Origin of the sequence: Marinobacter sp. BW6, from assembly GCF_008107725.1 — a bacterium.
Lineage (GTDB): Bacteria > Pseudomonadota > Gammaproteobacteria > Pseudomonadales > Oleiphilaceae > Marinobacter.
The window spans coordinates 433,215-446,128 of record NZ_VIRN01000037.1 but is presented as its reverse complement, the minus strand read 5'-3'; the positions used below and the strand labels follow the sequence as shown (position 1 = coordinate 446,128).

The window sequence follows — 12,914 nt, the reverse complement described above, 5'->3', positions numbered from 1 at the left end:
AATGCGGGGCAACAGGCTTCTAGGCTGTTGATCTTTTCAAGCCTGTGCCCGCATCGCAGACACAGGGTTGAAAAGACCAGGCCGGGGTTAATCCCCCGGCCGGCTGACTCAGTTCGAGAGGCTGTAGACGTAAGCCGCTAGAATCTGAATCTGATCTTCTGAAAGCAGACGATCCTGGGCAGGCATCTGGTTCTGGCGACCGTTAATAACGGTCTCCTTGATCCATTCATAGGTTGAACCATAGAGCCAGGTGTTGTCGGTCAGATTGGGCGCGCCCAAAGCCTGCATACCCTTGCCCTCAGGGCCATGACAGGCCACACAAGCCTGTGCGAAGACCTGTTCCCCTGCCTTGGCAGCTTCGGCGTCTTTTTCCCGACCACTGAAGCTCAGGACATAGTTCACAACCTGGTCTACCTGCTCGTTGGTCATGCTGGGCATAGTGCCTTTGGCGGGCATGTTACCCATCCGACCGTTGTGCAGGGTTTCCAGGATTGCTTCAGGTGTTCCGCCCCAGAGCCAGTCGTCGTCAGTCAGGTTGGGGAAGCCAACCTGGCCGCGAGCCGCGGAACCGTGGCAGACCGAACAGTTGTTGGCAAACAGACGCTGGCCAATTTTCATGGCATCGCTGTTTTCGGCCAGCTCGGGAACGGGAGTCTGGCCATACTGGGCGTAGATCGGGCCGTATTTCTCCTCAGCTTCGGCAACCTCGGCTTCCCACTGATTAACGGCAGTCCAGCCCAGCAGACCCTTCCAGTTGCCCAGACCCGGATACAGCGCCAGATAGCCAAGCGCAAAAATACAGGTCGCCAGGAATAGATAGAACCACCACTTCGGCAGCGGGTTATCGTATTCCTCAATGCCATCAAAGGAATGGCCCATGGTGCGGTCGGTTTCGGTATCGGTCGTCTGGCTCTTGCGGGTTGCCCAAAGCAGCCACCAGCAGCCGAAAACGGTACCGAGCACGATCACACTGATCCAGATGCTCCAAAAGGTACTCATTCTTTATTCTCCGTTTTTTCCTGTTCGAGCGTACGCTTTTCCACGTCGTCATCCTCGAAGGGCAGGTGTGCTGCCTCGTCGTTGGCCTTCTTGCGGTGGGCGCTGTAGGCCCACCAGACGATTCCAAGGAAAACCGCCATTACCAGAAGTGTGTGAATGCCGCGTAACTCATTAATATCCATGGGTTCACCGTTTGTCTGAAATCACGGTACCCAGCTGTTGCAGGTACGCGACCAGAGCCTCGATTTCGAATTTGCCTTCTACCTGGGCAGATGCTTCTGCAATCTGCTCATCGGTGTAGGGCACGCCCAGTGTCTGGAGAGTCTCCATCTTTGCGGCGGTCTTGGAGTGATCTACCTGATCTTCGAACAGCCATGGGAAGGCCGGCATGTTCGACTCTGGCACCACGCTGCGCGGATTATAAAGGTGCTGGCGCTGCCAGGCGTCCGAGTACCGGCCGCCTACGCGGGCCAGATCCGGACCGGTGCGCTTGGAACCCCACAGGAACGGACGGTCATATACGAACTCGCCCGCAACGGAGTAGTGACCATACCGCTCAGTCTCCGCACGGAACGGGCGGATCTGCTGGGTATGACACACGTGGCAGCCTTCGCGGATGTAGATGTCCCGGCCTTCCAGTTCCAGGGCCGACAGGGGCTCGAGGCCCTCAACCGGCTCATTGGTTTCCTTCAGGAAGAACAGGGGCACTACTTCGGCGAGAAAACCACCGCTGATGGTCAGGACGATCAGTACGATCATCAGACCAAGGTTCTTTTCAACTATTTCGTGTTTCATCTGATCTCTCTCCCGTTACGCCGGCTGTGTTGCCGCGTTGTCCTGCGCAACCGCATCTTTCTGGCGAACAGTCATGTACACGTTGTAAGCCATGATCAGCATGCCGGACAGGAAGATGACGCCGCCAAGGAAGCGAACGAAGTAACCCGGGTAAGAGGCCTCCAGTGCTTCTACAAAGCTGTAGGTCAGGGTGCCGTCCTGGTTGACTGCGCGCCACATAAGACCTTGCATGATGCCGTTAACCCACATGGCAACGATGTACAGGACGGTGCCGACGGTTGCGAGCCAGAAGTGCGCGTTGATCAGGGACGTGCTGAACATGGCCTGAACACCCCAAAGTTTGGGAATCAGGTGGTAAACCGCGCCGATACTGATCATTGCAACCCAGCCAAGGGCACCGGAGTGAACGTGGCCGATGGTCCAGTCTGTGTTGTGAGACAGCGCGTTTACGGTCTTGATGGACATCATGGGACCTTCGAAGGTGGACATGCCGTAGAACGACAGGGAAACCACCAGGAAGCGCAGAATCGGGTCAGTGCGCAGTTTGTGCCATGCGCCCGACAGGGTCATCATGCCGTTGATCATGCCGCCCCAGGAAGGTGCGAGCAGAATCAGGGACATAACCATACCTGCTGTCTGTGCCCAGTCTGGCAGGGCAGAGTAGTGCAGGTGGTGGCCACCGGCCCATACGTAGGTCGCGATCAGGGCCCAGAAGTGGACGATCGACAGACGATAGGAGTAAACCGGACGGTTGGCCTGCTTGGGAACGAAGTAGTACATCATGCCCAGGAAGCCGGCGGTCAGGAAGAAACCTACCGCGTTATGGCCGTACCACCACTGCATCATGGCATCGGTAACGCCCGCGTAAGCAGAGTAGGACTTGAAAGCACTGGCGGGCAGCGCCATGTTGTTGCCGATATGCAGACACGCAACCGTAATGATGAAGGCGCCGTAGAACCAGTTGGCCACGTAGATGTGCGGAGTACTGCGCTTCGTCACGGTTCCGAAGAACACCAGTGCGTAGGTCACCCAGACTATGGCGATGGCAATATCGATGGGCCATTCCAGTTCGGCATATTCCTTGGAAGAGGTAAGGCCGAGCGGCAGTGTAATGGCTGCCGAGACAATGATCGCTTGCCAGCCCCAGAAGGTGAACGACGCCAGACCATCGGAAATCAGACGGGCCTGACAGGTGCGCTGCACCACGTAGTAGGAGGTAGCGAACAAGGCACTTCCACCAAAGCCGAAAATGACGGCGTTGGTATGCAGCGGCCGCAGACGGCCGAAGTGGGTAAAGGGCAGGTCGAGGTTGAGGGACGGCCAGACCAGCTGTGCTGCAATCAGCACACCCAGCGCCATACCTACAATACCCCATACCACTGTCATGATGGCGAATTGTCTCACCACCTTGTAGTTGTATGTCAGGTTTGCATTTACTGTGCTCATAGCCTTACCAATGGGTTTAAAGTGGGGAAATATGCGGGCGCAAGTATGGAGAAACGATTAGCTGTTTGCAATGACTCAGGTCAACTCCTGACATCCGTCAAATGCGCCGAAATCAGCAACATGGCTTCCTTTTCAGTGCCGTTATTGGAGTTGTTTCAGCGCAGGGAATGTGTGTTGCCTAGGTAGCAATGATAGTCGCTTAATTGGATGAGGTGAATTCTGTGGAGTTGATTAAGACCAAAGGCTATGAAAGTCATCCAGAAGTCGTACTGATTCTGGCTCATGGAGCGGGCGCTCCGGCCGATTCGCCGTTCATGGAGGCGCTTTCTGAGGCGCTCGAGCGGGAAGGCATCGGTACGATTCGGTTTGAGTTTCCCTATATGCAGAAGCGACGTGCCGATGGAAAAAAGCGACCGCCTGACAGGGAGCCGGTACTGCTGGAGTATTTTTCCCGGGTGGTTGACGAGGTTCGAACAGAAGTGGGAGACAGCAGCAAGGTTCTGGTTGGCGGCAAGTCCATGGGCGGGCGCATGGCGAGCATCCTTGCCAGCCGTCGGGATGGCATCGATGGCGTTGTCTGTTTCGGCTATCCGTTCCACCCGCCGGGAAAGCCGGACCGTTGGCGAACCGCGCACTTCCACGATCTGAACTGCCCCATGCTGGTGCTTCAGGGGACAAGGGATCCGTTCGGCAAGCCCGCCGAGATGGCCGGCCATGAAAAGGAGCTGGATGCCATCCGGTTGCACTGGCTGGAGGGTGGTAATCATGATTTTCAGCCGCTGAAAAGCCAGTCGCAGACCCAAAATGAACTGATCGCAGCGGCCTCCCTGGAAACCCGGACTTTTTTGGGTGAAAGGCTGATGCCCTGATCCTTACTCCACCTCAATGGCTTCGGACAGCAGGGCCCGGTTGCGGCCTTCGCTTTTTGCCCGGTATAGCGCTTCATCTGCTCGCTCGAACAGCTGGTTCTGCGTCTCGTCGGGGTTGAGTGACGCTATGCCAGCACTCAGGGTCATTCTTACCTCGGTGTCGTCCGGCGACAGAAGAGGGGTGTTAGCGATGTCTTTCAGCAGTGACGCACAGACGTTCAGGGCGCCTGCCGCATCGGTTCCCGGCAGCAGCAGTGCAAACTCTTCACCGCCGAACCGGATGGCTACATCCCGCGGGCGCTTCACATGCCGGGTAAGCATTTCGGCAATAAACTGAAGGCAGGTATCTCCGAAACTGTGGCCCCAGGTGTCGTTAATGTTCTTGAAATGGTCGGCGTCTACCAGGGCCAGTGTCAGCGGTTGGGAGGTTCGACGAGCTTCGGCGCAAAGCTCGGGGAATATGTTATTCAGGTGCCTTCGGTTATGCAGGCCCGTGAGCGCGTCGTTCAGACTCATCGTCGACAATTTGCGGTTGGCCTTCTCGAGTTCGCGCATAGTGTTTCTCAGCTGGGCAGTGCGCTCGTGCACCTTGAATTCCAGATCTGTCCTTGCATTGTGTTCCACATCGAGGAGCTTCTGGTTGAGTAGGCGCCACCGCTGCACCATGGCGTAGTTGAGCAGGATCACCTGTCCGCCCACCGCAGATTGCATGAGAGCTTCCCTTGCAAGGAAGTCATGGAGATAGCCAAAGGCCGCAAGGGCGTATATCAGGCCGCCGACCAGCATGATCAGCCACGCCAGCAGGTACCACACGGCCGGCTGATAGCCCTGCTTCCACCGGACGGCTGCAATGATGAACAGGCTTGAAATAACCGTCAGGGCCAGAACGGTATTGAGCAGAATGGTCTTGTTGTAGGGTAGAACTAGAGTCAATGTCAGGAAACCGATGCAGAACCAGGCCTGCCCCTTGAGGACGGTTTCTGAGATGGTTCCCCTGCCCACTTCCAGGAACGAGCGGCCAAAAAGTATCATGGCCAAGGCGCAAAGTGACAACGACAGCGGAATGGACGTATTGGCGAAGCTGGCATTGTCTGGCCAGAAATACTGGTTGGCGAATCCGCCCATTGCAAACAGAAAGAGTCCCAGCGCTGCCAGGTAGAACGCGTTGTAGAAATAATAGCCAGTCCCGGAGCTGAAGAAGAGCAGCAGGTTGAAGACTGCAAATACCAGGAGGGCCCCATAGAACAGCCCATGGGTCAGTGTCAGGTGATTGCTTTGGGCAATAGCTTCTCCCGCAGTTTCAAAACTGAGAGGTACGTTCAGTGCGCCATTACTATGGATCCGGAGCGTTAAAGATCGGGTCTCACCGCCATCAAGAGTGACGGGGAACAGGAAATACCGGTAGTCTACCGCCCGGGACGCGAAAGGCCGCTGATCTCCGGTGACAACTGTCTCTGTAGTATCATTCCCCGTTTGCCAGAACGTAACTTCGTCCAATAGGGGATAGTTGAGTTTAAGGTACCAGACGGCACGTTCGCTCCCGGAGTTCCTGACATGCAGATGGACCCAGTAAACGGACTTGGTGTGGCTGAATACCAGGTCCCGTCCGTTCGCCGGCGTCCATTGTAGATCCTCCGGAAGCTGGTCCGGAGCCGTTGCCGTGTGGCCGGGCGCACCCGGCGAGGCGCCGTAATAGCAAACATATTGCATCAGGGAAGCGCGGTCAGCAGTTTCGGTTGCCTCAAGTGTAGGGCAACCCAGCGGGACGGATCCGGTGTCTGGCAGCGCCAGGGCAGGGATCAGCAAAAGGCTGAGAATGGCAATCAAGCGCAAAACGGACGACATTCATGGCTTCCTGCGGTTATCAGAGCGGGAAGTGTAGCCAGAGAAGACAATCTGCGCTGTTAAACAGATTCAACTTTCGAGGGTTGGTCGCCAGCCCTAAATCAGGTACTGCATGGAACAGATTCTTGTATTTTGCCGGCCCGGCTTTGAGACGGAAGCCGGCCGTGAAGTGACCGACTCCGCCGCGGAAAGGGGGATTTTCGGCTATTTCGAGCCTGTCAAAGATCAGGGCCTGGTTCGGTTCTATCCGGCGGCCCCTGAAACCGCAGATGATGTCATGGCCCGTCTCACGCTTGATGAGCTGGTATTCGTTCGTGACTGGATCGTCGTGCTTGGCGAATTCCGCCTGCCAGAGGCCGACAGGGTTGGTGCGGTAATAGAAGGGATCCGGGGACTCGGGCGCGGCTTTCCCGGCTGTGCGCGCCTGGAAGTCCGGTTGCCGGAAAATAACGCAGATGGCGACCTGGGCAACTTTGCCCGAAAATGGGTATCGCCGCTCTCCCGTGGCTTACGTGGAGCTGGCCTGCTGAAGGCCGATCAGAATGCTTCGGCCCCCGCCCGCCTGGAGGTTTTCCTGCCAGACTTCTCTTCGGCAGTTGTTGGTTTCAGTCTTGCTGATAACCGGGCCCGGTATGTCGGTGGCATCCCGCGACTGCGTCTTCCGGCATCAGCGCCCAGTCGGTCCGCGCTCAAGCTGGAGGAGGCATGGAAGGTGTTTCTGCCACCTGAGCAGGAGCTGGACTACCTCGGTGGCGGCAAGAAGGCCGCGGATCTGGGAGCGGCCCCCGGTGGTTGGACCTGGCAGCTTGTTCGCCAGGGCATGATGGTAACCGCCGTTGACAATGGCCCCATGAACGCCGAGCTGATGGCCACGGGTCAGGTGGAGCATGTGGAAGCGGATGGGTATGGCTGGCGCCCCAAACGGGGTATCGACTGGATGGTCTGCGATATCGTGGATCAGCCCCGTAAAACTGCAAAACTGGCTGTTACCTGGCTCGGTGAAGGCCTTTGTCGTTATACGGTATTCAATCTCAAGTTGCCCATGAAGAAGCGCTATGACGAGTGGCTGATTTGCCGTGATATTCTTGTTGATGGTCTGAAAGAGGCGGGCATCGGTTTTCGCCTGAAAGCCCGCCATCTGTATCATGACCGCGAAGAGATTACCTGCTTTGTCGAGCGGACGGGTTAGAACGCGCTTTGTTCCAGGACCGTGATGTGCTCCTCAGCATCCATCATGGGGATTAACTCCAGCATGAGGGCTCGGCGTTCCTCGGAGTGAAACCAGCGGTCCCAGTCTGCTTCTGATCGCCAGTTCGCCAGGGTGATCCTGTGATTGGGGTCGTGGCTGTCGACCAGGGTTTCGCCGGATATAAAACCGGGCGCACTTACAGCCTGCTGGAGAACCTTGCGCGAACGTTCTTCGTAAGCTGTTTCCAGGGTTTCAGCGATATGGCGTTCAATCAGAACCCGGATCATGGCAAACCTCCAAGTGTTTTAACTGTTATAAACAATAATTTAGCAGATTTTTACGAAAAATCAGGTTCATTGACAGGAGACGTAGTGTGAGCGCAACCGAATACGACCTGGAGCTGGACGCCCGCGGCCTTTTCTGCCCGGAACCGGTCATGATGCTTCATAACCGGATCAACGATGTTCAACCTGGTGGCGTGTTGCGGGTTGTGGCCACCGATCCTTCAACGACCCGGGACATACCGAGGTTCTGTCAGTTCCTCGGCCATGAGTTGATCAATCAGGCCGAAGACAACGACCTGTTTATCTACCTGATACGCCGAGGGCAGTAGTGACTTATGCTGTCACACCTCCGGGCGCAGCGTGCGGAGGTGGCCAAGGAATTCCTCCCGATCCATTTCGCCCAGCACCCTCCGCTGAGGCAGCTCTTTTCCATTGCTGCCATAGAACAGGATGGCAGGCGGTCCAAAGAGGCCAAGTTCGTCCAGCATGGCCTGCTGTTCGGGCGTGTTATCAGTCATGTCGATCTGCAGCAAGGTATAAGGGACAAGCGCCTGGATTACATCGGGCTTGCTGAATACATTTCGCTCCATGACCTTGCAGGAGATGCACCAGTCGGCATAGAAGTCCAACAGGACGGGGCGGCCCTGTTCCTGGGCCTGCTGCAACATTGCCTGGATTTCAGAGGGCTGTTCGACCCGCGCGAAATCCGCGTGCTGCATACCGCCATTGCCAGCAACACCGGATGAGGCGGAAGCCACCGTAAAGGGAGCCAGAGGTTTCAGCGGGTCATTGGCCCCGCCCACAGCGCCTGCGAGCAGAGCGAGGCCATAGGCGAAAAGAACCAGGCCAAGGCCTTTGCGGGTTCGTTCCCATCCTGCCTTGGCAGCATCGAAGGCGCCCAACTGGACGCCGGTGATGGCGACAAGAAGACCCCAGAGAGTCAGTGCAAGCCAGCCCGGGACCAGACGCTCGACCAGCCAGATCGCCACGGCCAGCAACATCACACCATAGAAGTGTTTCACTGCGGTCATCCAGTGGCCGGTCGTTGGCAGCAGTTTTCGACCACCCACCGCCACCAGAATCAGCGGAATGCCCATGCCCAGCCCAAGTGCAAACAAGGCGACACCGCCAATTACGGCGTCCTGGGTTGTTGAGATATACAGCAGGCTGCCAGCCAGCGGAGCCGATACACAGGGCGATACAATCAGGGCCGATAGAGCGCCAATGCCGAAAATGCTGAACACGCGGCTTCCGGTGAGCCGGTGGCTGGCGTCATTGAGTGGTTCGCGAATGAAGCGGGGTAGCTGGATTTCGAACAGATCGAACATGGACATTGCAAAGACCACGAACAGCAAGGCAAAGACGCTCAACACCCAGGGTGATTGCAATTGAGCCTGGAGGTTGAAGCTGGCCCCGAGCAGACCGGTCAGCACACCAGCCGCAGCGTAGGTCAGTGCCATGCCGAGAACATAGCTGCCCGACAAGAGCAATGCATGGCCGGTGGTTCGTGTGTTTCTGCTGGAAACCAGTGATGAAATAATCGGTACCATCGGCAGTACGCAGGGGGTGAAGGTTAACCCCAGCCCCAGCAGCAGAAACACGCCTGCGATCACAAATATGGATTGCTGGGCGAGAAAGCCTGCAAGTCCGGTGGCGGTTTCAGTGTTAACGGGTACGTCGACGCCTCCCGAGAAACCTGCTGCCGAGGTTGTCTGGGAACCAGGGCCGCCACTGCCCTGATAGAAAAGGACATCCCGGGTCTGAGGCGGGTAACACAGCCCTGCCTTGGCGCAGCCCTGATAGGTTACCTCAAGTTGTGCCTCACGGACGCCGGCTGGAAGCGAGACCGGAACCCGGGCTTCAATGGGGTCGAAAAACACCGTGGTTTTGCCGAAGAATTCGTCCTCGGTCACCGTTCCGGGTGCCGAAAACGCCGGTTCCCCAAGTTCGACATCGGGATTGGTGGCGGTAATGCTTACACGTTCGCGATAAAGATAGTGCCCGGGTGTGATATCCCAGGAGAGAACCACGGTGTCTGCGTCGGTGCTGAAACTGAAGGGCAGTGCTTCGTCGACAGGCAGGAAATCGTTACCCTGGCCGCCAAACAAGGAGTCCCCATTGCCGCCGAGGGCCCCGGCAGACGAGGAGGCCCAAAGCATGAGGGTGAGTGCAAGTAACAGGCTCAGCGAACTCGCCCATTGGCGTTTCATCTTCGATACTGCAGCGAAAGCCATCATTGATTGTACGATTTCCCGGTTAGTGTCTCTTCAAGTAGAGTCTTTTAAAGTCGAACTGTTACAGCGTAATTGGCGCCGGCCCACGCCAGCAATGGACACGAGGGGGCTGTCAAAGTTCCCTCTGGTATTGGAGGCGCTAAAGTCGCACAATAGCCACCCAATGAATCACAGTCCAAATGATCTTATCATGCTGTTTAATGACCTTTTCCGGGAAGCATACCGGACAGTTCTGGTCAAAGGCAGTGATGAACCTGAATACCTGCCTGCAAGCGAGCCTGAAGGCCTTGCCCAGGTTATTTTTGCTCACGACTATTATGCCAGTGCTTTGCATGAAATAAGCCACTGGTGTATTGCTGGTGAGCATCGGCGCACACTTCACGACTATGGTTACTGGTACTGTCCGGATGGCCGTACACTGCAGCAGCAACAGGCATTCGAGCAGGTTGAGGTCAAGCCTCAGGCCATTGAGTGGTTATTTTCGGTGGCCGCAGGTTCCCGTTTTCACATCAGCGTGGACAACCTCTCCGGAGTTGGCGCCGCCAATGAAGAGCGTTTCCGACAGAACGTAATGAGCCAGGCAGGCGAGTATTTGTCGCGGGGTTTGCCGCCCAGGGCCCAGACGTTTTTTGATTCGCTGGCAACATTTTATGGTACCGGAGAAACTCTTGAAGAACGCTGGTATGAAGACGCCCGGCGTGTCGCTCCGTTACATTCTGAATCAGGACATTCCCAGGAAAACTGAGACTTTATGACATCTGACCCAAAACACACCGGCGATTTGAGATTCAGCGATCTGAACCTCGACAAGCGTTTGCTGGATGCCATTACGGCCATTGGTTTTGAATACTGCACACCCATTCAGGCAGAAACACTGCCCTGGACACTGGCATGCGAAGACCTGATTGGCCAGGCGCAGACCGGCACCGGTAAAACTGCAGCGTTTCTGATTACGGCGATCCAAAGTTTGCTGGAGACTCCGATTCCCGAGAAAGACCGTTTTGCGTCTGAGCCCCGGGTGCTTGCACTGGCTCCCACCCGGGAGCTGGCCATGCAGATCGCGAAGGACGCAGAGCAATTATGCCAGCACACCGGGCATAACGTGGTGACCGTTGTGGGTGGCATGAACTACGACAAGCAGCGCGACCAGCTGCAGAATGAGATCGTCGACATTCTTGTTGCGACCCCGGGACGCCTGATCGACTTTCTCGGATCCCAGGACGTCTTCCTGGATCAGCTGGATATCCTGATTCTGGATGAAGCTGACCGCATGCTCGACATGGGATTCATCCCGGATGTTAAACGGATCATCCGCAAATGCACGCCCAAAGACGAGCGTCAGACCCTGCTGTTCAGTGCCACATTCAACCAGGATGTGCTTAACCTCGCTTCCATGTGGACGAGCAACGCAGAATTCGTGGAGATAGAGCCGGAACAGAAAACGGCGGAACGGGTTGAGCAGACGGTCTACCTTGTAGGCGACGATGAAAAGCTTCCGGTGCTCGTTAATTTCCTGAAACGGCCGGAAGTGGAAAAAGCATTGGTATTTGCCAACCGCCGGGATCAATGCCGCGACCTGGAAGAAGATCTGAGGAACCAGGGGGTCAAGGTGGCCCTGATGTCAGGCGAGATCGCACAGAACAAACGCCTCAAAACCCTGGACCAGTTCAAGAAGGGCAGTATCCAGGTGCTGGTCGCCACCGATGTGGCCGGACGAGGTATTCACGTGAACGGCGTAACCCACGTTTTCAACTACAATCTGCCAGATAATGCCGAGGATTATGTGCACCGGATCGGCCGCACAGGCCGGGCCGGCAAGCATGGGGTTTCGATCAGTTTTGCCGGCGAGGACGACTCGTTCGCGCTCCCGGCCATCGAAACCTACATCAGCCAGAAACTGAAGACCGCGGTGCCCGACGAGGCGCTCATGGCGCCGATGGACAACCCGCCGATTACCCGAAAGCGCGGTCGGCGCCCGCAGGGTTCAGGTGGTCGTGGCCAGGGTGGCCGTAATCAGCGTCAGCGCAGGAACTGACAGGGCCGGACATCATCATGTTGATCGTAGCAGACGAAAACATTCCCCTACTGGACTCCTTCTTTGGCGATATCGGTGAGATTCGGCGAGTCTCCGGTCGTTCTATGACGAGCGAGGATGTCCGGGACGCCGATATACTGCTGGTTCGTTCCGTCACCAGGGTAAATCGTGAGCTTCTGGAGGGCAGTCGGGTCCGGTTTGTGGGCACAACCACCATCGGTACCGACCATGTCGATCTCGACTGGCTTGAACAGGCGGGGATTCGTTTCTCTGCGGCACCGGGCTGCAACGCCAACAGTGTCGCCGAATATGTCCTGTCCGTGTTGTCGCTGCATGCTGAACGGTGTGGCTTGCAGGACTGGGCCCAACTAAGCGTTGGTATCGTGGGTGTCGGTAATGTTGGTGGTGAGCTGGCCCGCAAACTGGAGCGTCTCGGATTCGATGTGCGTCTTTGCGATCCGCCCAGAGCGGATCGGGAAGAGGACGATCAGGAGTTTGTGGCACTTGAAGAGGTAATGAAGTGTGATGTGGTGTCCCTGCATACCCCGTTGACCCGTGAGGGGGATCATCCCACTCTGCATATGATCGGCGGCGCGGAACTTGAGGCCCTCGGTGCGAGCCAGCTTCTTATCAATGCCGGTCGGGGAGAAGTGATCGACTCATCTGCGTTGCTGGCCCGCCTTGAACAGGGCAATGCGCCCACCATGGCCCTGGATGTCTGGGAGCAGGAACCGAGAATTCATCCCGAGCTGGTTGACCGGGTCTGGCTAGCGACACCGCATATTGCCGGTTACAGCCTGGAAGGCAAGGTTCAGGGAACGGAGGTGATCTATCAGGCTCTGAGCCAGTTCCTGGGGCTGCCGGTTCGCAAAAAAGCGGGCCAGTTTCTCCCGGAGCCAGCCCTCAGCAAGATTTCCTTTACCAGCTCTGCCGACGAAGAGGATGCGATTCGAATTGCGCTAAGAGCCTGTTACGACCCTCGCCGAGATGATGCAAGGCTTCGCAATGCCATGACAGGGTCTCTTGAAGAACGGGGCGCTGCGTTTGACAGACTGCGCCGGGACTATCCGGTTCGTCGGGAGTGCTCAAGCCTCAAGATTCAACTCAAGGGAACCAGCAAATCCCTGCAGGACAGTTTCCGGGCCATTGGGTTCAAGCTGAAAATCTGATCGTAGCTCTCCGCAGGAAAGAAAAAGCCGGGGTCATAGGATCCCGGCT

Annotated in this window: 13 protein-coding genes; 6 read left to right on the top strand and 7 right to left on the bottom strand. The window is 56.8% G+C overall.

Annotated features, from left to right (window positions below):
* Nucleotides 1-108 precede the first annotated feature (108 nt).
* Genes ccoP through ccoN form a run of 4 tightly spaced genes read right to left on the bottom strand, consistent with a single transcriptional unit; the run spans nucleotide 109 to nucleotide 3,240 of the window.
* Entirely contained in the window at nucleotides 109-999 is an 891-nt protein-coding gene (gene ccoP / locus FMN52_RS03595) for a cytochrome-c oxidase, cbb3-type subunit III (RefSeq protein WP_148607335.1), read from the bottom strand.
* A complete protein-coding gene (locus tag FMN52_RS03590) occupies nucleotides 996-1,181 on the bottom strand; it encodes a cbb3-type cytochrome c oxidase subunit 3 (RefSeq protein ID WP_148607334.1) in 186 nt (61 codons plus the stop codon). Before FMN52_RS03590 ends, ccoP begins: the two co-directional genes overlap by 4 nt.
* A gap of 4 nt (nucleotides 1,182-1,185) precedes the next feature.
* Nucleotides 1,186-1,794 (bottom strand): cytochrome-c oxidase, cbb3-type subunit II, encoded by a 609-nt coding sequence (gene ccoO / locus FMN52_RS03585; protein ID WP_148607333.1) that lies wholly within the window; start codon nucleotides 1,792-1,794, stop codon nucleotides 1,186-1,188.
* Between the two features lie 15 nt (nucleotides 1,795-1,809).
* Entirely contained in the window at nucleotides 1,810-3,240 is a 1,431-nt protein-coding gene (gene ccoN, locus FMN52_RS03580) for a cytochrome-c oxidase, cbb3-type subunit I (RefSeq protein WP_148607332.1), read from the bottom strand.
* Nucleotides 3,241-3,461: 221 nt separating this feature from the next.
* Here ccoN and FMN52_RS03575 point away from each other — a divergent pair, with 221 nt between their 5' ends.
* Complete coding sequence (locus tag FMN52_RS03575; RefSeq protein ID WP_148607331.1) at nucleotides 3,462-4,109, top strand: alpha/beta family hydrolase; 648 nt, start codon at nucleotides 3,462-3,464, stop codon at nucleotides 4,107-4,109.
* A gap of 3 nt (nucleotides 4,110-4,112) precedes the next feature.
* Here FMN52_RS03575 and FMN52_RS03570 read toward each other — a convergent pair whose 3' ends face one another.
* Complete coding sequence (locus FMN52_RS03570) at nucleotides 4,113-5,954, bottom strand: diguanylate cyclase (RefSeq protein ID WP_148607330.1); 1,842 nt, start codon at nucleotides 5,952-5,954, stop codon at nucleotides 4,113-4,115.
* A 112-nt stretch (nucleotides 5,955-6,066) separates the two neighbouring features.
* Between FMN52_RS03570 and rlmM the strand changes: the two genes are divergently transcribed.
* Nucleotides 6,067-7,143 carry a 23S rRNA (cytidine(2498)-2'-O)-methyltransferase RlmM gene (gene rlmM / locus FMN52_RS03565; RefSeq protein WP_148607329.1) on the top strand — a complete coding sequence of 359 codons (1,077 nt, stop codon included), beginning with the start codon at nucleotides 6,067-6,069 and terminating at the stop codon, nucleotides 7,141-7,143.
* Here rlmM and FMN52_RS03560 read toward each other — a convergent pair.
* On the bottom strand, nucleotides 7,140-7,430 hold the full coding sequence (locus tag FMN52_RS03560) for an antibiotic biosynthesis monooxygenase family protein (RefSeq protein WP_148607328.1): 291 nt from the start codon (nucleotides 7,428-7,430) through the stop codon (nucleotides 7,140-7,142). The genes rlmM and FMN52_RS03560 overlap by 4 nt on opposite strands.
* Nucleotides 7,431-7,516: 86 nt before the next feature.
* On the opposite strand from FMN52_RS03560, the gene tusA reads away from it, so the two are divergent.
* Nucleotides 7,517-7,756 (top strand): sulfurtransferase TusA, encoded by a 240-nt coding sequence (gene tusA / locus FMN52_RS03555; RefSeq protein ID WP_148607327.1) that lies wholly within the window; start codon nucleotides 7,517-7,519, stop codon nucleotides 7,754-7,756.
* A gap of 12 nt (nucleotides 7,757-7,768) precedes the next feature.
* Here tusA and dsbD read toward each other — a convergent pair whose 3' ends face one another.
* Nucleotides 7,769-9,664 carry a protein-disulfide reductase DsbD gene (dsbD, locus tag FMN52_RS03550; protein ID WP_148607326.1) on the bottom strand — a complete coding sequence of 632 codons (1,896 nt, stop codon included), beginning with the start codon at nucleotides 9,662-9,664 and terminating at the stop codon, nucleotides 7,769-7,771.
* Nucleotides 9,665-9,851: 187 nt separating this feature from the next.
* On the opposite strand from dsbD, the gene FMN52_RS03545 reads away from it, so the two are divergent.
* The 3 genes from FMN52_RS03545 to pdxB are packed head-to-tail and all read left to right on the top strand — an operon-like array spanning nucleotide 9,852 to nucleotide 12,865.
* The gene (locus FMN52_RS03545) at nucleotides 9,852-10,406 is read left to right on the top strand and encodes an elongation factor P hydroxylase (RefSeq protein ID WP_148607325.1); all 555 of its coding nucleotides are present in this window, start codon (nucleotides 9,852-9,854) and stop codon (nucleotides 10,404-10,406) included.
* Between the two features lie 6 nt (nucleotides 10,407-10,412).
* Nucleotides 10,413-11,696: a DEAD/DEAH box helicase gene (locus FMN52_RS03540; RefSeq protein WP_148607324.1), complete on the top strand. Its 1,284-nt coding sequence runs from the start codon at nucleotides 10,413-10,415 to the stop codon at nucleotides 11,694-11,696.
* Nucleotides 11,697-11,713: 17 nt separating this feature from the next.
* Entirely contained in the window at nucleotides 11,714-12,865 is a 1,152-nt protein-coding gene (gene pdxB, locus FMN52_RS03535; RefSeq protein WP_148607323.1) for a 4-phosphoerythronate dehydrogenase PdxB, read from the top strand.
* Nucleotides 12,866-12,914 lie beyond the last annotated feature (49 nt).

Excerpts from the sequence above, each read along its gene's own strand:
- FMN52_RS03540 (WP_148607324.1), top strand. The coding sequence starts at position 10,413 with ATGACATCTGACCCAAAACACACCGGCGATTTGAGATTCAGCGATCTG.
- ccoN (WP_148607332.1), bottom strand. The coding sequence starts at position 3,240 with ATGAGCACAGTAAATGCAAACCTGACATACAACTACAAGGTGGTGAGA.
- FMN52_RS03545 (WP_148607325.1), top strand. The coding sequence starts at position 9,852 with ATGCTGTTTAATGACCTTTTCCGGGAAGCATACCGGACAGTTCTGGTC.
- ccoO (WP_148607333.1), bottom strand. The coding sequence starts at position 1,794 with ATGAAACACGAAATAGTTGAAAAGAACCTTGGTCTGATGATCGTACTG.
- FMN52_RS03560 (WP_148607328.1), bottom strand. The coding sequence starts at position 7,430 with ATGATCCGGGTTCTGATTGAACGCCATATCGCTGAAACCCTGGAAACA.
- pdxB (WP_148607323.1), top strand. The coding sequence starts at position 11,714 with ATGTTGATCGTAGCAGACGAAAACATTCCCCTACTGGACTCCTTCTTT.
- rlmM (WP_148607329.1), top strand. The coding sequence starts at position 6,067 with ATGGAACAGATTCTTGTATTTTGCCGGCCCGGCTTTGAGACGGAAGCC.
- FMN52_RS03590 (WP_148607334.1), bottom strand. The coding sequence starts at position 1,181 with ATGGATATTAATGAGTTACGCGGCATTCACACACTTCTGGTAATGGCG.
- ccoP (WP_148607335.1), bottom strand. The coding sequence starts at position 999 with ATGAGTACCTTTTGGAGCATCTGGATCAGTGTGATCGTGCTCGGTACC.
- dsbD (WP_148607326.1), bottom strand. The coding sequence starts at position 9,664 with ATGATGGCTTTCGCTGCAGTATCGAAGATGAAACGCCAATGGGCGAGT.
- FMN52_RS03570 (WP_148607330.1), bottom strand. The coding sequence starts at position 5,954 with ATGTCGTCCGTTTTGCGCTTGATTGCCATTCTCAGCCTTTTGCTGATC.